This window comes from uncultured Pedobacter sp. (genome assembly GCF_913776295.1).
GTDB lineage: Bacteria > Bacteroidota > Bacteroidia > Sphingobacteriales > Sphingobacteriaceae > Pedobacter.
In genome coordinates this window covers 34,707-52,435 of the sequence record NZ_CAJYOJ010000015.1, presented here as the reverse complement: position 1 = coordinate 52,435, position 17,729 = coordinate 34,707, and the positions used below count along the sequence as shown (strand labels likewise).

Here is a 17,729-nt window from a genome sequence, read left to right as displayed (position 1 = left end):
ATGAAGTTATTTAAGCAAGCAATTGTAATCGTTGTGCTCCTTGGCGTAGCTGCTACAGCTTGTAACAGGAATGATAAAGCCGAGGGAGAAAAGAACAATATTAAAACTGTAAAGGGCTTGTATACATTTGGCCCCGAAATGAAATCAATTACGCTATGCGAGGATACACGGGAATTTTGGGTGGCAGACAGTGTAAAAAAATTAGAGTTATCATACAGTAATTTAGGATTCGAAAAGCCTTACGAGCCGGTATACGTAGAGTTAGAAGGTTATTTTACCAAAACGGATACTGCTACGGTTGCCGCCGATTTCGATTCTACCCTGGTGGTTACCAAAGTAATCAAAATAAGCAAAGAGATTCCGGACGGGCCCTGCGCGCAGTAATTTCCTTTTATTTCCTATCCGTAGAGTTAAGCGCAACGTCTTTACGGATTGACGAATAGGATAGATTTTTCAAACCCAATATTTCGAGCTAAACCGAGGTGAGTTTTATCTAGGTAAGTTTGGTTAGCCAGGTTCGGTTAATTAAAGGATCATAAATTGTTATTTCTATTTTTTGAAGCGCAATTGTAGTACTGATCGGTTATTCCTGTCCTGCTTTCCGTTATAAGTCCGCGCTCATGCTTCGCTTGCGGGCTTCCACTTCAATCAGGGCTATGTTGGCTGGAGCCTGTGCGACTATGAATCCCCTTTCCTGACCATATTTTCCTGTGCGTAGCGTTAACCGCAGCGTCTCTACGGATTGACGAATAGGATTGAGTTTTCAAACTCAATATTTCGAGTTACACAGAGGTGAGTTTTATCTAGGCTAGTTCGGGTTAGCCAGGTTCGGTTAATTACATAATCTCAAATTATTATTTCTATTTTTTTGAAGCGCAATCGCAATGTTGATTAGTTATTGTAGCAGTGTGGCCTATCACTGTTGCAGTGCAAGTAGTGGCAGCAAACTGTGTCCCGGTTCTGGTCAGGTAATTAGCTGGCTTTGAACGGAAAGAAAGAAAGGTTTATGAACGAGTAATTGTGTAAGAAACAAAAGGTAACAATGCTGAAGTCATGTTCAGACTGAAAAGTTTCCTTTCAGGTTCATCCGGTTGGCCAACTGAGTCAGACAAGACAGACAGCAGGTGGTTAGGCAGGGACAGATATCAACGGTAAAACACCAAACGTTTCTACGGAACGCAACCGCAAATTATATAACCGGATAACGATGAGGCGTCTCAACGGGACGAACATTTTTCATACGAACCAGTAAGGGCGAATATTAATTTTACAGTTACGTTTCGTCCCATCAGGACGAATGCCCGGTAGAAAAAAATGTTTTTTTCGTTCCGTAGGAACGTTTCATGTGCGGACATCATATTAACAAGCCTTTGTTCAATAAACCCGACAGCAGCGAACACGAATCCCGGTTTTTCATCGGGTGATTAAAGCGAATGGCGGGATTGCCGGCCGCCAAAACCAACTGACAATCGTTTCCAAAAAAGGCAAACCTTTTATTTACCCAAAAAAACATCGATGGCTTTAATGGCATTTGCGACTCTCTCTTCACCTAAACCTCCGATAACTTTATAATTGGCCCGGAGCGCCTGCAATTCTTTATGCCAAACCTCCATAAAATATTCGCGTTTCTCCGGAAAATCGCGCAACGGATCGTCCTGCCATGGCAAATCGATATCCATTAACAGATACAAATCGTACGGCTTTTTGGGCAGTGCCTCCAATACAACCTGCGGTGTCTCGCCAAGCACTTCATCACTCCATATCTTTACCGTAATAAAAGTGGTATCACAGATAATAAAATCACTCTCGGCGGTAACCAAAATTGCATCCTCTAACGCTACCTGCCCGTAATACATATTTATTTCATCTTGCAATGTATAATCGGTAATCAGATTTTCGCAGTAATAACGGGCATACTCTGGCACCCACGAAACTTTGTAGTATTTGGCCAGTAACTGAGATATGGTAGATTTCCCCGTACTTTCCGGCCCAACAATAGCTATCTTTTTTATATTTTTATTCACGATACGTTTTCTGGATACGGTCAAATGTAAAAGAAAAAGCCTTAAAAGAAAAAATCCGGTTGAGGAGGGCTCCTCTAACCGGATAATAAACCAAACAAACTATTTATGAAGAAATCCTCATGGCGGGTAACTAATCCGCGGAGGAAGCTTTAGATCATTGTCTAAAGTATATACAAAACGCGTATATGTTTTGCTTATTACAACATTGTTGCCAATAATCGGCTCATCACAACTTCGTGACTTAATTCTGACCAACAGCCCTTATATTGACAAAATTGCTTAACACGAATTAACGTTTGTGACAAATATACACATTTTGATTTTACATTTATGTATAATTTATAGTACAAACAGAAAAATAGTGTTCACTATTTAAAACTATTTGCCCTAACCGCTGTTATGTATTTAAGACATTTAGCAACTAAAACGTTATACCATGAAAAATTTGTGTGTTGTACTATCTCTACTGATCATATTTGCTTTAGGTTCTGTTGCCTTTAAAAATGTTAAAATGGGTGGTATCATTGGGAAAATCACACCAATTGATGCGGCTGCTTCCGTATCTCTTGTAGCAACAAAAGACACGCTAAGTACACAGATTAATCAAGGTGTTTTTACTTTTACCGACCTCAAAGAAGGGGTTTATACTGTAGTGATAAAAGCCAATGCACCATATAAAGATGCAGTGCTGGAAAAGGTTGCCGTAAAAGATAGCGCCACTACCGATTTAGGCGAAATTAAATTACAACAGTAAGCCATTCTGCAAAAGGAAAATCTAAAAAGAGCACTGAAATAGCGCTCTTTTTTATTTTAAAAAAAACGCCTCAAATCACATCTAAAGATGTATCTTTGCATCCCGACAGAACAGTTGGGATTTTCTTCTCGCAAGCATAAGACCTCTTGCTTCTTTCACCTTCGGGTTCAAATACTTTAGAATTTTAATTATTGTTTAAGCTTTATCATGCCTAAAGACACTTCCATTCGCTCAGTACTGATTATCGGATCTGGACCAATTATTATTGGCCAAGCCTGTGAGTTTGATTACTCAGGTTCTCAAGCGGCGCTTTCTTTAAAAGAAGAAGGAGTAACCGTTTCCATTATCAATTCCAATCCGGCCACGATTATGACGGATAAGGTTATTGGTGACCATGTTTATCTACGCCCGTTAACTGTTGATTCAATAGAGGTGATTTTACAGGATCATATCGAGTCTGCGGATCTACCTAGAATTGATGCTGTACTTCCTACAATGGGGGGACAAACAGCACTAAACCTTTGTAAAGAAGCTGAGGAACGTGGTGTTTGGGAAAAATATGGGGTTAAAGTTGTAGGGGTTGATGTTGATGCAATCGAGAAAACAGAAAACCGCGAAGCTTTCAGGCAGTTAATGGTTGATATCGGTGTGGGTGTTGCTCAATCTAAAATTGCTAACTCATTTCTGGAAGGTAAAGAAGCGGCTCAGGAAATCGGATTCCCTTTGGTAATTCGCCCATCATATACTCTGGGTGGTTATGGTGGTGGTTTTGTACACAAAAAAGAAGATTTCGATGCGGCGCTAAAACGCGGTCTGGAAGCTTCGCCAACACACGAAGTACTGGTAGAGAAAGCGGTTTTAGGCTGGAAAGAATACGAGTTAGAGTTATTAAGAGATAGCAACGATAACGTAATTATCATCTGTTCGATCGAAAATTTCGATCCGATGGGAATCCATACAGGAGATTCAATTACAGTTGCGCCGGCAATGACCCTGTCTGACCGTTGCTACCAGGATATGCGAAACCAGGCGATCAGAATGATGCGCGCCATTGGTAACTTCGCCGGCGGATGTAACGTTCAGTTTTCGGTTAACCCGGTAGACGATGAAATTATCGCCATCGAAATCAACCCGCGCGTATCACGTTCATCAGCACTGGCCAGTAAGGCAACCGGTTACCCGATTGCAAAAATTGCAGCCAAACTGGCTATAGGCTATAATCTCGATGAAATCGAAAATCAGATTACCAAAACGACTTCAGCATATTTCGAACCTACTTTAGATTATGTAATTGTTAAGGTTCCACGCTGGAATTTTGACAAATTTAAAGGCGCTAACAAAGAGCTTGGCCTGCAGATGAAATCGGTGGGTGAGGTAATGGCCATTGGCCGTACTTTTATTGAAGCATTACAAAAAGCTTGTCAGAGTTTAGAGATCAACCGTGCAGGTTTAGGGGCAGATGGCAGACAGGTACGCAATATAGAAGAGATTATGGACGGTTTGGAGCATGCTTCATGGAACCGTTTATTCTTGATAAAAGATGCCATGGCTATGGGCGTACCTTTGGAATCTATCCGTAAGGTAACCAAAATCGACAAATGGTTCTTAAACCAGATTCAGGAACTGGTATTGCTGGAAACGGAATTAAAAAGATACTCACTAAACAATATCCCTCAGGATTTCTTTGCAACACTTAAACAAAAAGGTTTCTCTGATGTTCAGATCTCCTGGTTGTTAGGCAACGTTACGGAAGATGAAGTTTATGAGCGCCGTAAAGCTTTAGGCATAAAAAGAGTATATAAAATGGTTGATACCTGCGCAGCAGAGTTCCCGGCCAGAACGCCTTACTATTACTCTACTTTTGAAGAAGAGAATGAATCGAAACCTTCTGACAGGAAAAAAGTGATTGTTTTGGGGTCGGGTCCTAACCGCATTGGTCAGGGTATCGAATTCGATTACTCATGCGTACACGGTTTACTGGCTGCAAAAGAATCAGGTTTCGAAGCCATTATGGTTAATTGTAACCCCGAAACGGTTTCAACTGACTTCAACATGGCTGATAAATTATACTTCGAGCCGGTTTTCTGGGAACATGTTCGCGAAATTATCGATTTGGAGAAACCTGAAGGTGTAATTGTTCAGCTAGGTGGTCAAACTGCTTTGAAAATGGCTGAAAAACTGACCCAAAACGGTATCAAAATTATCGGAACTTCTTTCGAAAATATGGATATTGCTGAAGACCGCGGCCGTTTCTCTGACTTGTTAAAAGAATTAGAGATTCCTTATCCAAAATATGGCGTTGCAGAAAATGCCGAAGAAGCCATCATTGTAGCAAACGAGGTCGGTTATCCGGTACTGGTTCGTCCGAGTTATGTGTTGGGCGGGCAAGGGATGAGCATCGTAATTAATGATGAGGACCTGGAAAAAGCAGTAGTAAAATTGTTAGGCGATTTGCCTGGCAACCGCGTATTGATCGATCACTTTTTAGATAGGGCAGAAGAGGCAGAATCTGATTCGATCTCTGACGGGGAGGATGTACATATTGTAGGTATGATGGAACACATTGAGCCTGCAGGTATCCACTCGGGAGATTCATTTGCAGTATTACCTACATTCAGCTTATCAGAAAAGGTAACTAAAGCCATGGAAGAATACTCCATCAAGATTGCAAAAGCATTAGATGTACGTGGTTTATTAAACATTCAGTTTGCCGTTAAGGATGAGAAAGTTTATGTAATCGAAGCAAACCCAAGGGCATCGCGTACGGTTCCTTTCATTGCAAAAGCTTACGATGTTCCATACATCAACATTGCGGCTAAAATAATGCTGGGCGCTGCCAAACTGAAAGATTTTACCATCGTACGTAAACTTAAGGGTTATGCCATTAAAGAGCCGGTTTTCTCTTACGAGAAATTCCCTGAAGTAACGAAAGAATTAGGTCCTGAAATGAAATCTACAGGCGAGGCGATCCGTTTTATCAAAGATTTGGAAGATCCTTACTTCCGCAAGCTTTACAAAGACAAATCGATGTATCTAAGCAAGTAATTTGCCCACAGAGATTATAAAAATAGCAATGGCCAGTGAAATCATCACTGGCCATTTTTTACGATCGCGTTTAAACCTATCAGGTTTTAAAAACCTGATAGGTTTATTTAATCGCTATTATTGCTTCAACTTCGGAATCCTTGTTGGTGTATCTGTACCATTTACGATACTGGTTGCACTCTTAGCAATTGCTTTGATGGTAGAAAGGATATTGTCCACATCTAAAGAACTATATTCATCTTTCACGCTGTGGTACAGTTTATCGATATCAATTTTATCCGTACTAATGGTGTGTGCGGGCACACCTAAGGCGGCTAAAGCTGCATTATCACTTCTATAGAATAAGTTTTGATCTGGATAGGGATCCGGGTGGAATGTAAATTCAGTTCCGGCTAAGTTTTTCTGCAAAATCTTTCCGAAATCAGATCTTTCATAACCCGTGATAAAGGCGGTATTTTTACCAAATTTCGAATCTTTGCCAATCATCTCAATATTAAACATGGCTACCACATCATCAGGATTCAGTTTTGCAGAGAAATATTTTGCACCATAACCACCTATTTCTTCAGCAGTAAAAGCTACAAAGATTAAGGTACGCTCATTTTTTTTCTGTGCTTTGTAATATTTGGCCAGGGCAATCATGGCTGTTGTACCCGAGGCATCATCATCTGCACCATTGGCTATACTATCGCCATCTACCGGTTTTAAGAAACCCAGGTGATCGTAATGACCGGAGAAAATAACCATTTCTTTCGCTTTTGATTTACCAGGAATTACTCCAGCCACATTAAACAAAGGCATTTTATCTACCTTACTTTTAAATGTTGCTGAAAAATCTGTTGCGGCATCTTTACCTAAAACAAATACCTGTACAGCGCTCGTGGTTGCGTTCACCTCTTTCTCATCAACAATTTCCGGTTTACCAAAATAACCTTTGTAACGGTTAAAAAGATCGGCAAATTTACGATCTACCAATACAACCTGATTTTTACCGGCCCCCATCATTGTTCTCAATTGCGCCACAAAAGGTTTTTCAGGATCTAATTTCACAACGGTAGTATTCGATTGATCAAGGGTAATACTTTCTGAAGTTACACCTGAAACCATTAAATTTTCCGGGGCAATTTCCTGTCCGTCTATTTTAACGCTTGTGGTTAATGGGCTAACCTGGTATTTATAAAACGTTTGCCGGAAAGTTTTTTCACCAGGTAGAGGCTGCAAACCAATTTTTTTAAACTCAGATTCGATAAAAGTCGCTGCCTTATCAATTCCGGGCGTAAAAGTTGCACGTCCCTGCATATCATCCGCGCTTAAAGTTTTGATCAGGTGATCAGTATATTCGCGGGTGATGATTTTATCGATGTTTTGCGCTTTAAGCTGCAAACTTGTCATCCCGACAAGGGTAAAAAAAAGTATTTTTTTCATATTATATCTATAGAAGTGTGAATTTAGGCTTTTTGGCTGATAGTTTATGGTTTAATGCTTTGATCGTTCATAGTTGATGGTCATAGCAGGCTTCCTCTCCAATACTCCACTATCCCTTTCACATTATACATTTTCCATTTATTCCTTGTCCCAATCGTATTTTTCGAGATCGCGATAGGCTTTGCCCTTAATAATTTCTTTTTTCTTTGACGACTCGGAATCAACTCTGGTTTCGTGAACATTATCGGCCACCTCGAAATGGAAATCCTTATCTTTTTTAGAATGGTAGATTGATACCTCATCACCATCAGCAATCGCATAATCATAAGGGCCCCGGGAACTCATCAGTTTTACAAAAACGGGTAAACATTCAAAGAATATAAATAGCAGCCCGATAAAAGTTACCGCAATTGCCGTATTGTTATCCCGCGTGCCATCTACATTGAATTTAAGCTGCCCTAATGCCCAGTTGCGATCGGCAAAACCAGCAATATCTGATAAACTATCCAACTGTTTTTTGGTGTACAGCTTTTCAGTAAACAGGCCATCAAATTCCTTGCGTTTATCCACAAAACTTTCCGATTTATTGATGGAAGCTTTCAGCGAATCCAATTCGGCCGTGCGCTGTGCAATTTCGGCTTCCTTGCGTTTGGCATATGGCCCATAACCCATTACACCAGATGTTTCGGTGGTTTTGTTTCCGAAGATCTCAAAATTGAGCTTTTGCCGATCCGCTTTAATGCCTTTCTCCAGAGAATCGCGCGTGGCTTTTTGTTGATTTAACCTGCCAAATTCTACCTGATATTTTTTTTCAAAAGCTTTGTTCAGGGTATCGATTTTAGCACGCTGGCCATTGAGGTAACTCACCTTCAGGCGTTCTTTAATTTCTTTATCGAAAATCTTTAGTTCTATCGGCCTTGAAATGACCATACCGATCATAACAGCCAATAGGATACGCGGTGTAGCCTGCAATAATTGTTTACTGGTACCGGCACTTTTATTTATGCTGGATACAATGTACCGGTCCATATTAAATATGGCTGCTCCCCATAAAAGGCCGAAAACAATGGCAAAAACCACTGCCAGATCGTTGCCTTTAAAAACAAAATACATGGCGTAGCCTCCGGAAAGCGCAGCAAATAAGCCGGTAAAAAAAATGGTGGCACCAATGCCTGTATATTTATTTTGTTCTGAAGGATATTTTTCCAGTGTCGGGATGTGAGCGCCAGAGCAAAACCAAAAGAAACGGTTCAGTTTGTCCATTTGTAACTATTTATAGTTAAACGCCTAAGGACAATAGTTGTTACAGTTTCAGACAAAATTTTATGGCATTTTTTTAATGTGGGAGCGTAAATTTGATTTTCCTATATTTGCATAAATACATTTAACAAAATGAAAGAAATATCGGTACAAGAACTAAAAGAGAAAATCGATAACAAAGAAGATTTTCAATTAATCGATGTTCGTGAAACATTCGAATATGAGGTTTCCAATCTGGAAGGTGAGAATATCCCTTTAGGCGGAATTTTAATTGAAGCTGACAAGGTTGCGAAAGATAAACCGGTAATTATCCAGTGCCGCAGTGGAAAAAGAAGTGCCGCAGCGGTAATGCAGTTGGAGCAACAATATGGATTTGACAATCTTTATAACTTAAAAGGCGGTATTTTAGCCTGGCAAGAAGCTTTTGACCCGAATATGCCGGTTTATTAGAATAAACAGTATTCAATAACCAATTATCCAGAAAACAATGACCAATAACCAAACTCCAATGATCAATCGGAGAAGGGTTTTATAGCACAAACAAAGATCAATTTTCAAACTTTAACCTTACAGGAACAAACCTTTTGAATATTTCAGCTCAGGATGGTGTTTGAAAATTGATTATTGCTAATTGGTACTTTGCACATAAGTTCTCGTAAAACTAAAATCCTCTATCTGTGGGAAAAAAATTTGCTTTAAATATTTTCTATAACCTGGCCATTATCCTTTCTATTTTCGGGCTGGTTTGGTGTTACAATAATCACAAATATCTTCCAGCCGGTTTTTTGGTAGGTGTAACGGCCTGTTTGTTCTACTTTAAGTATCAGCTTACGAAAGACATCAGAAAAAGCTTTAAGGAAAAAGATCAGAAGTAATATCCGCTAAGCCTAAACCTGGCTGGTCATTTAAAATATACTTCCCGTTTTCAAAGGCCGGATCTTTAAACGGGTTATTTTTGGTGAGCCATGGCCCGTCTAAATCGGCCCAATTACATAGCGGAGCCAAAGCTGCGGCGGCCAAGGTAGCGCAACTGGTTTCGCTCATACAACCAATCAGCACTTTCATCCCAAAAGAACGGGCCTTCAAAATCATCTGATGGCCTTCATACATTCCGCAGCTTTTCATCAGTTTTACGTTGATCCCATGATAGGCTCCCTTCAATTGATCCATATCGGCTAAACGCTGTACGGCTTCATCAGCAAGTAACGGAATTGGGCTGCGCTCGGTTAACCAGGCGTTACCATCCAGGTTGTTCTTATCCATAGGCTGCTCAATTAATACCACGCCCTGGTTATGCAACCAGTAAATTAAATCAATAGCCTTAATTTTATCTGCCCAACCCTGGTTCGCATCTACATATAAGGGCACATTGGTCATGCTGCGGATGGTTTCGATAATTTCCCGATCGTTATCCCGCCCCAGTTTAACCTTAATCACTTTAAAAGCTTCAGCATCTTTCAGTTTTTCGCGGATAACTTCAGGGGTATCAATACCAATGGTATAGGAAGTTACCGGCATTTTAGCCGGGTCGGCACCATAAACTTCATAACAGGGTTTATTTAACAGTTTACCTTGAATATCGTTAAGCGCAATATCGATAGCCGCTTTAATAGCTGGCTGGCCCTGGGCAAGACTATCTAAATAAGCGATTATTGCTGCAAAATCGAATGGATATTGGATCTTACCCCAATCTACAAGTTGCAGAAAAGCGGTTGCACTTTCATAACTCTCACCCATGTAAGGCACCATAGATGCCTCACCATAACCGTTTACACCTTCATATTCTATTTTTAATAACATCAGCGGTGTGCTGGTACGGGTAAATTTCGAAATTGAAAAAGGATGTTTTAGTGCTAATTCAAATGGCCTGCAACTAATTTTCATGATCAATCGTCTTATAAATATATAAAGTAAATTATCTTGTTACCAATTATCTTTGTTTATTAACATAACGCCATCGCCATGAAAAACAGTTCAAGATTACGGTATTTTATTTATTTATCCTTAATAATTATTGGAGGATGTACCACAGGAAAAAACGCCTTACAAAAAGGTGACTATGATGCTTCTGTTGAAAAATCGGTGAGCAGGTTGCAAAATTCGCCTAAAAACAGTGAAGCCATTGAAGTGTTAAAAAATGCCTACAGTCTGGCTTTGCAGAATCATCTGCGAAAAATAGAAGAAGCCAAAATGTCGAACGATTTATTCAGGTGGGAATCGGTGATGTACGATTACCAAAAAATAAACCAGTTGGCAGACGATATCAATAGCTGTCCGGCCTGTTTAGCGATTGTTCCCAATCCTTCAAAATACATTACCGAACTGGCTGATGCTAAATACAATGCTGCCGGTGCAAGATATCATGCTGGTTTGGACTACTTAAGGGGAAACAGCCGCCAGGCCGCCAAAAAAGCATATTATGAGTTTGAAAAAACCCTGAATCTTCAGCCTAATTATAAAGATGCCAAAGCAAAAATGGAAGATGCATATTGGGCAGCAGTAACCAGGGTTGTAGTGCAGCCAATACTGGTAAACAGCAGTTTGTATAAATTAAGCGCTGATCATTTCCAACAACAGATTGACCAGTATATTGCAAAATATTCCAGAAATAAGTTTGTGATTTTTTATGGTGAAGCGCAGGCTACCGGGCAAAAAATTGTTCCCGACCAGGTACTGAGTTTAAACTTCGACGATTTTGTAGTGGGCCAAACCTATGTGAAAGAACGTGTTGAAAAGTTAGAACGCGATAGTGTAGTGATTGGCGAAACACGCAATAAAAAACCAATTTACGGCACAGTGAAAGCAACATTGAGCATTTTTGAAAAGAATATTTCATCGTCAGGATTGTTGGACATGAGCATCACGGATTGGAAAACAAAAAAATTGGTTCACCAACAGAAATTTCCCGGAACTTATGTTTGGAGAGACAGCTGGGCCAGTTATAAGGGCGATGACAGGGCCCTGACTAAACAACAACTGGCCATTACCAAACGCAGGGAGCAATTACCGCCTCCGCCCAATGCTTTGTTTTTAGAATTTACTAAACCTATTTATAACCAGCTTGTTGATGATATCAGTTATTATTACAATAATTACTAGATTTCTCTATATTAAACGATGTAACAGCGCAATTTATTAATTAGGTATACGATGGTGTAATTCCACATCAGATGCCGTGTTCGTAAAGGCACTATTGATAGAAACCAATTTATCAGATCGGTTGGTTTCTTAATTACTGACATAAAAGGCTTATTTTAGAAAATGAGGGAACTGTGATTCTTGGTGGCATGCAGTCCCGCCATTTGCTATAGCTCCGATTAATTCCGATTTAAAATCGGATCGGAGGCTGCCGCTACTGTCGGGTTTAGGCACAAAGGTTATGCGCCTTACAACTCCGCCATGAAATACTGCCGAAGCCAATAGCCCTCTTGCCCGTTGCAGGCGGGGCTGAAGCATTACCCTGCAGCAACGAGGTACGAGGTGGCGAAGCGTAAAAGGAAAAGACAGGAACACCTTTCCCTATTTAACAAAGGCCTTGCGCTCCAAATAAAAACTGATCATTGAGATAAACGATACCAGTACAGGCTGAGGTGGTTGTAATCGCTGCGTTAAAATAAAACATCATTGCTCAGCCATAAAAATATAATGGCTAATATTGCAATAATGAATACCGGCTTATATAATCCTTTCCAGAATTTCGATTTTTTATATAAAACCTGCTTTTTAAGCGGAAAAACATTTAATTCTCCTGTTATTCAGGTGCCTTTGCTTCCAAAATGGTTATTGGAACAGGCAGGTTTAAGCGGCGAAGAGCAAATCCAGTTTTTGGATGAAAGTATCCGTTCGTACAATACACTCGTTATTCCGGTGAATACCGAGATTAACGAACAGTTTTTAAATCCGCTGGAAGATAAAATAGAAGCGGCATTCGGACAAGGTTATGATGCGGTGTCTGCATTGCCGGAACTGGACCTTTTTAACTGGATCGGCAAATTTTTGTATGGCTTTGTCTACATCGAAATGCATTCGGCTTTACGTAAAGAAATGACTGCCGATGGGTTAAACATGTCGCAATCGCTGATGATGAAATTTGCCAACCTGAATTTCATGATGCAAAACCTGTACACCAGCCTGGAGTTTGAAGACTTTACACCGTGGTCTATTACGGTGGTAAAACTGGAAAACGCAGAAACACCATTCAGTTTCCGTGATGAAATTAATACGTTGACTTTCTCGTTAAAAATGAAAGATTTTGGGATCATCGCCTGTTTACAGGATAATGGCACCAATAAACGCTACCACCAGGATATCATCAAGGAGATAAATGGAAAGGCCTTAACGGCTGAGCAGTTTGAAGAACTGAGCGCCCGCTTTTATTATTCGGCTTATCTCTTTAACCGTTTACCCGAATATACCTTTATGCCTGTTGAGGGTACTACCTATATTGAGGCAATGCCGCTGCGTGGCAACATGACCAAACCACTTTTTGATGTCTGGCAGCATAAGATATATGCCCAGGTGCTGGAAAATTTCTGGAAACCTTGGGGTTATGTGGTGTTCGAGATTATTAAAAACCCTGATGAACCAATGAGTTTCTTTGAGAAACCTTATCTGCCTACAGCAGGGTAATCTCTTTGTTATTCGTTGTACTTGGCTTGATTTGTGCCTTAAAGCGAAAAACATATAACTTCTTGCATCAGGATTCCGCTTTCAGGGGAATGACGACTCTTTCTAATGAGGAACTACCTGCTGCCTGTTAACATGGTGATAAAGTTCTGTAAAATACCTGGCACGAAAATGATCGTAAAAATCAATCCGGTTAAGGCACCAAAAAAGTGTGCATCATGATTGATATGATCCCTTGAATTGCGGGAAGCGTAAGCACAATAAATGAGGTAGATAATACCAAATATCCATGCCGGAATTCCAATAGGAATAAACATGATATAAATTTTGGAAACCGGATTAAACAAGATAAAACTGAATAACACTGCGCTGATTGCTCCTGAAGCGCCCAGGCTATTATAGTGAAAGTTATCTTTATGTTTAATCACCGTAGGTAGATCGCTCAACACCAGCCCCAAAAAGTAAAGTAATCCAAAGCGCCAGCTTCCCATCATACTTTCAAGTGCAAAGGCAAAAGCATAAAAGGTAAACATGTTAAAAAACAGGTGCATCCAATCGGCGTGCACAAGTCCGCTGGTAATTAGAGTATATACATTCTGTCCTTTAGAAACACTAAAAGGATGCAGCATAAATTTTCCATAAATTGAATGATCGTAGAAAGCATATAGGCTGGTAATAATGGTAAAAACAAAAATTACGGAAGCAACGGGGGCAATATTGAAGTATTCCATCTGGGCTTATTTTAAATCCAGTTTTACATCTGTAACCAAACGTGCAACCGGATATCTGTTGTGTGTTTTTTCGTAATAATCAGAATTTTTATACACAAAATCAAGTTGTGCGGCTCCATTCTTTTCAAATTCCGGGTCGGCCAGCTTTTTGGCTTCTAATTTACTTTTTAAATCAGAATTATTTTTTAACAATTCTGCAGCAGTATCTTCAAAAACATAGGCCGAGTAGTGTTCTTTCATATCCAGAATAGAATCGAAAAAATTCCAGTTGAAATAAGAATCTGTAGCCTGAGGCTCCAAGGTTTCTACAATATAGCGGTTAGTCGGTTGGTTTACATAAACCACATAATCGCCGGCGTAATATTGTAGTTGCTGTGGAACAGCACGTAGTTCTACGCCAGAATGCAGGTAATGTCCTTCATATGGCCTGGTTCCTGTTTTAAAATCGCCGATATAATAGCTTTCTACTGCAATTTTCTGATCGGTTTTTAATTCCCTCAGTTTAACATGATTGAGCTTGAGCAACGTAACTGCCCGGTCCCAGGCTTTCGGAATTAGGTAGGCAACAGGCTTTTGAACAGTTAAAGCAGGCTCAAACTTGTCCCATTCTTTGATGCTTTTGATGTAGGGTTTGCTACGATCATAGTATAACCGATCGGCACCGCTCACCTCGCTGGGCTTTTGCCCCGCTTCAAATCCCTTAAAATCTATATTATTAACCTGGTCTTTATTCAGTTTCCATGTTAACGGAAATTCCTTTTGCAGCGCAACAGATTGATCGGCCTTTCGTTTATTCGCCCCAATAATTTTGGCATCCCGTTCTACCACCTCCATATAGGTTTGTAAAAGCTTATAAGTGGCATCCACACGTAAATCATAAGATTTTAACATATGTGTTTCAGGCATAAAGCCGATGGTATTGTGCAGCGTGGTATAACCGGTTGAGTAACGTGGCGATTCAATAAAACCTGTTATCCCGGTTTCCGGGGTTTCGCCTATTGAGTTGACATAAGGGATCATCGGATAACCCAGTTTTTCCATACGGCGATATAAATCAGGCACCAATGTTTTGGTTAAATAATCAGAAAGGATTGGGTTTAGCTTATCTTTTTGCGTGGGGATAAGTGTCATCACGTATTGATAATCGGCACCGTTGCTGGTATGGGTGTCTACAAATATTTCGGGCTGCCAGGTATTAAAAATGAGTTGAAATGCTGCTGAATTTTTCGAATCTGTTTTAATGAAATCGCGGTTCAGATCGAGATTCTTGCTATTTCCCCTAAAACCATAAGCAAGGGGCCCGTTTTGGTTAGCCCTTGAGGTTCCGCTACGGTTAAAACTGCCGTCTATATTGTAAATCGGGATGATGCATATCACTACATCTTTAGGCAAATTATCCGCTTTAAGCAGATCGCGGGCCAGCATCATTGATGCATCAATACCCTCTGGCTCGCCTGGGTGAATGCCATTATTGATCAATAAAATCCTTTTATTTTGCTTTCTGAGCTGAACCGGGTCAAAAACCCCATCACGTGATAAAACCAATAAATGTAATGGCTTTCCAAAATCGGTATGCCCATAGGTTAACAGTTTAGCCGCTGGATAGCTTTTATCCAGTTTCTCGTAATAAGATATGGCTTCAGTGTAGGTTGTGGTTGCTGTTTTTCCACTTAATTCGAAAGGTGTTTTTTGCGCAATGGCTTTTAGCCGCATGGATAGCAAACACAATAAAAAGAGTTTTCTCATACCTTAAGAATGTATCAACTGTTTATTAAAGTGTTCTGCGATAGAACTTAATGTTACCGAACATATACCTGAACCCTATGGTAAAGGTACTGTAAACATCGGGAGAGTTGTTTCTAAATTTTGATCTGGAATCATTATAGCCATCAAGTCCTTCCCCAAAAGTAAAGTTTGTCTGCGCATTGATATTGATGACATATCGCATATAGCCGTAACCATCATTGATGTAATAATTAAAACCGAAATTTAAAGGAATCATCAGTTCCAAACTCTTATCCTCGCCTGGAAACGGACCATAGCCCGGATTGGATGCGGCCCAGCTTGGTTTATACCTTACGATATCGGTGATGTTATTATCAATTATACCTACACCCAAACCGGCATACAAACCTCTTATATTGTATAAAAATTCACTTTTATCATAGTCAACCACCTCGCCAAGCATCAGCTTTACATTGGCACTGAGCGCTTTGTATTGATTTACAAACTGACGGTTGTGTGGGTCGGTTACTATGTCACCGCCCTGAACCATGCCATACTGGCCCTCTAAACCTACGGTTACAAATGGAGTGATATGAAAATCGAATACGCCATATATGGTATGCCCCAAACCTCCTTTTACATCGGCATAAGACTTGTTTATTCCTCCGCCCAAACCGAACGACATTTTAAAATAGTTGGATTGGGCAAATGAAAAACTTCCTATAAAAACAAGTAAAAGCGTTATATAAATGGCTTTCAGTAAATTAAAAATCATATCGTTTTTTTACAAAAATAATATGTTTATCGAATATCTTTAACTTTTACCTTTGATTTATGAGTACATACGTCAACTTAAACCAATCGCTCGAGCAGCGGTTTATCAAATATGCAAAAATTGATACCCAATCCGATCCAAATTCTCCCACCTGCCCTTCAACCCTGAAACAAAAGAACCTGGGTAAAGTATTGGTTCAGGAATTACTGGAAATTGGCGTTTACGATGCCGAAATCGATGATAATGGTTACGTGTATGGTACAATTCCATCAAATACACATAAATCGTTACCGGTGATTTTCTTTTGTTCGCACATGGATACATCACCTGATTGCAGTGGTGAAAATGTCAAACCGATCATTCATAATCATTATCAAGGGCAAGATTTGATTCTGCCTGATGATCACCAGATTGTAATCAAACTTTCTGAACACAAAGACCTGGAACAGCAGATTGGCAATGATATTATCACCGCAAGCGGTACAACTTTATTAGGGGCAGATAATAAAGCGGGATTAGCCGAAATTATGGAAGCAGCAGCTTTTTTAATGAAAAATCCTGAAGTTAAACACGGGACTATAAAGCTTCTTTTTACCCCTGATGAAGAAATAGGCAGAGGTGTAGACAAAGTAGATTTAAAGAAATTAGGAGCCGATTTTGGTTATACGATTGATGGGGAAACACTCGGATCTATTGAAGACGAAACTTTTTCTGCGGACGGGGCAACCCTCAAAATTTATGGGGTGAGTACACACCCGGGCTTCGCAAAAGGAAAAATGGAAAGTGCCATTAAGATCCTTGCCCAAATTTTAGATTCGCTGCCAAAAGATACCCTTACTCCAGAGACTACCCATCAAAAGGAAGGTTTTATCCACCCGGTAAGTATAACCGGACAGGTAGAAGAGGCAGAAGCACTGTTTATCATCAGGGATTTTACCGATGAACAATTAGCCGAGCACAGCCAGTTTCTGGAAGAGACTGTCAGGAATGTAATGGCTAACTATCCGAAATCAACCTATCAGCTTACTGTTAAAGCACAATACCGCAACATGAAACAGGTATTGGATCAGCACCCTAAAATTGTACAATATGGTGTTGAGGCCATTGAAAGGGCTGGCGTAGTACCCAAACAACAAAGCATCCGTGGTGGTACCGATGGCTCGCGACTTTCTTATATGGGTTTACCTTGCCCCAATATTTTCGCCGGAGAACATGCTTTTCATAGCAAGCAGGAATGGGTAAGCGTACAGGATATGGAAAAGGCTGTACAAACCATTATTAATATTGCCTGCATTTGGGAGGAGAAGGGTTAGTTTGAAGCCGGGTGTTTGGAGTCATAATAACACCAAATATCCATCGCTAAA

At 40.1% G+C, this 17,729-nt stretch carries 15 protein-coding genes; 8 read left to right on the top strand and 7 right to left on the bottom strand.

Going from position 1 to position 17,729, the window contains the following annotated elements; genetic code table 11:
• A complete protein-coding gene (locus tag QZ738_RS03290; RefSeq protein WP_293784529.1) occupies positions 1-384 on the top strand; it encodes a hypothetical protein in 384 nt (127 codons plus the stop codon).
• Between the two features lie 1,109 nt (positions 385-1,493).
• Here the strand turns inward: QZ738_RS03290 and QZ738_RS03285 are convergent.
• Positions 1,494-2,024: an ATP-binding protein gene (locus QZ738_RS03285; protein WP_293784526.1), complete on the bottom strand. Its 531-nt coding sequence runs from the start codon at positions 2,022-2,024 to the stop codon at positions 1,494-1,496.
• A 436-nt stretch (positions 2,025-2,460) separates the two neighbouring features.
• Between QZ738_RS03285 and QZ738_RS03280 the strand changes: the two genes are divergently transcribed.
• Complete coding sequence (locus tag QZ738_RS03280) at positions 2,461-2,778, top strand: carboxypeptidase regulatory-like domain-containing protein (protein WP_293784523.1); 318 nt, start codon at positions 2,461-2,463, stop codon at positions 2,776-2,778.
• Positions 2,779-2,985: 207 nt separating this feature from the next.
• Positions 2,986-5,823: a carbamoyl-phosphate synthase large subunit gene (gene carB, locus QZ738_RS03275; protein ID WP_293784520.1), complete on the top strand. Its 2,838-nt coding sequence runs from the start codon at positions 2,986-2,988 to the stop codon at positions 5,821-5,823.
• Between the two features lie 117 nt (positions 5,824-5,940).
• On the opposite strand, the gene QZ738_RS03270 is transcribed toward carB, so the two are convergent.
• A complete protein-coding gene (locus QZ738_RS03270; protein ID WP_293784517.1) occupies positions 5,941-7,248 on the bottom strand; it encodes a M20/M25/M40 family metallo-hydrolase in 1,308 nt (435 codons plus the stop codon).
• Positions 7,249-7,386: 138 nt separating this feature from the next.
• Entirely contained in the window at positions 7,387-8,511 is a 1,125-nt protein-coding gene (locus tag QZ738_RS03265; RefSeq protein WP_293784514.1) for a DUF4407 domain-containing protein, read from the bottom strand.
• A 129-nt stretch (positions 8,512-8,640) separates the two neighbouring features.
• Between QZ738_RS03265 and QZ738_RS03260 the strand changes: the two genes are divergently transcribed.
• Positions 8,641-8,958: a rhodanese-like domain-containing protein gene (locus QZ738_RS03260; RefSeq protein ID WP_215165554.1), complete on the top strand. Its 318-nt coding sequence runs from the start codon at positions 8,641-8,643 to the stop codon at positions 8,956-8,958.
• Positions 8,959-9,185: 227 nt separating this feature from the next.
• The gene (locus tag QZ738_RS03255; RefSeq protein WP_293784505.1) at positions 9,186-9,383 is read left to right on the top strand and encodes a DUF6358 family protein; all 198 of its coding nucleotides are present in this window, start codon (positions 9,186-9,188) and stop codon (positions 9,381-9,383) included.
• Here the strand turns inward: QZ738_RS03255 and QZ738_RS03250 are convergent.
• A complete protein-coding gene (locus QZ738_RS03250) occupies positions 9,361-10,392 on the bottom strand; it encodes a dipeptide epimerase (protein WP_293784502.1) in 1,032 nt (343 codons plus the stop codon). The genes QZ738_RS03255 and QZ738_RS03250 overlap by 23 nt on opposite strands.
• A 78-nt stretch (positions 10,393-10,470) precedes the next feature.
• Here QZ738_RS03250 and QZ738_RS03245 point away from each other — a divergent pair, with 78 nt between their 5' ends.
• Positions 10,471-11,607 (top strand): hypothetical protein, encoded by a 1,137-nt coding sequence (locus tag QZ738_RS03245; RefSeq protein WP_293784499.1) that lies wholly within the window; start codon positions 10,471-10,473, stop codon positions 11,605-11,607.
• A 564-nt stretch (positions 11,608-12,171) separates the two neighbouring features.
• Positions 12,172-13,137 (top strand): hypothetical protein, encoded by a 966-nt coding sequence (locus tag QZ738_RS03240; RefSeq protein ID WP_293784496.1) that lies wholly within the window; start codon positions 12,172-12,174, stop codon positions 13,135-13,137.
• Positions 13,138-13,250: 113 nt separating this feature from the next.
• Here QZ738_RS03240 and QZ738_RS03235 read toward each other — a convergent pair whose 3' ends face one another.
• Genes QZ738_RS03235 through QZ738_RS03225 form a run of 3 tightly spaced genes read right to left on the bottom strand, consistent with a single transcriptional unit; the run spans position 13,251 to position 16,365 of the window.
• Positions 13,251-13,865 (bottom strand): rhomboid family intramembrane serine protease, encoded by a 615-nt coding sequence (locus QZ738_RS03235; protein WP_293784494.1) that lies wholly within the window; start codon positions 13,863-13,865, stop codon positions 13,251-13,253.
• Positions 13,866-13,871: 6 nt separating this feature from the next.
• Positions 13,872-15,611 carry a M14 family metallopeptidase gene (locus tag QZ738_RS03230; protein ID WP_293784491.1) on the bottom strand — a complete coding sequence of 580 codons (1,740 nt, stop codon included), beginning with the start codon at positions 15,609-15,611 and terminating at the stop codon, positions 13,872-13,874.
• Between the two features lie 25 nt (positions 15,612-15,636).
• On the bottom strand, positions 15,637-16,365 hold the full coding sequence (locus QZ738_RS03225; RefSeq protein ID WP_293784488.1) for a hypothetical protein: 729 nt from the start codon (positions 16,363-16,365) through the stop codon (positions 15,637-15,639).
• A 59-nt stretch (positions 16,366-16,424) separates the two neighbouring features.
• Here QZ738_RS03225 and pepT point away from each other — a divergent pair, with 59 nt between their 5' ends.
• Positions 16,425-17,678, top strand: coding sequence for a peptidase T (gene pepT, locus QZ738_RS03220; protein ID WP_293784485.1), 1,254 nt, complete (start codon positions 16,425-16,427; stop codon positions 17,676-17,678).
• The last annotated feature ends 51 nt before the right edge of the window (positions 17,679-17,729 follow it).

What these genes read in the sequence shown, in the direction of transcription:
- QZ738_RS03290 (WP_293784529.1), top strand. Translation starts at nt 1, where the DNA reads ATGAAGTTATTTAAGCAAGCAATTGTAATCGTTGTGCTCCTTGGCGTA.
- QZ738_RS03280 (WP_293784523.1), top strand. Translation starts at nt 2,461, where the DNA reads ATGAAAAATTTGTGTGTTGTACTATCTCTACTGATCATATTTGCTTTA.
- carB (WP_293784520.1), top strand. Translation starts at nt 2,986, where the DNA reads ATGCCTAAAGACACTTCCATTCGCTCAGTACTGATTATCGGATCTGGA.
- QZ738_RS03270 (WP_293784517.1), bottom strand. Translation starts at nt 7,248, where the DNA reads ATGAAAAAAATACTTTTTTTTACCCTTGTCGGGATGACAAGTTTGCAG.
- QZ738_RS03265 (WP_293784514.1), bottom strand. Translation starts at nt 8,511, where the DNA reads ATGGACAAACTGAACCGTTTCTTTTGGTTTTGCTCTGGCGCTCACATC.
- QZ738_RS03260 (WP_215165554.1), top strand. Translation starts at nt 8,641, where the DNA reads ATGAAAGAAATATCGGTACAAGAACTAAAAGAGAAAATCGATAACAAA.
- QZ738_RS03250 (WP_293784502.1), bottom strand. Translation starts at nt 10,392, where the DNA reads ATGAAAATTAGTTGCAGGCCATTTGAATTAGCACTAAAACATCCTTTT.
- QZ738_RS03245 (WP_293784499.1), top strand. Translation starts at nt 10,471, where the DNA reads ATGAAAAACAGTTCAAGATTACGGTATTTTATTTATTTATCCTTAATA.
- QZ738_RS03240 (WP_293784496.1), top strand. Translation starts at nt 12,172, where the DNA reads ATGAATACCGGCTTATATAATCCTTTCCAGAATTTCGATTTTTTATAT.
- QZ738_RS03235 (WP_293784494.1), bottom strand. Translation starts at nt 13,865, where the DNA reads ATGGAATACTTCAATATTGCCCCCGTTGCTTCCGTAATTTTTGTTTTT.
- QZ738_RS03230 (WP_293784491.1), bottom strand. Translation starts at nt 15,611, where the DNA reads ATGAGAAAACTCTTTTTATTGTGTTTGCTATCCATGCGGCTAAAAGCC.
- QZ738_RS03225 (WP_293784488.1), bottom strand. Translation starts at nt 16,365, where the DNA reads ATGATTTTTAATTTACTGAAAGCCATTTATATAACGCTTTTACTTGTT.
- pepT (WP_293784485.1), top strand. Translation starts at nt 16,425, where the DNA reads ATGAGTACATACGTCAACTTAAACCAATCGCTCGAGCAGCGGTTTATC.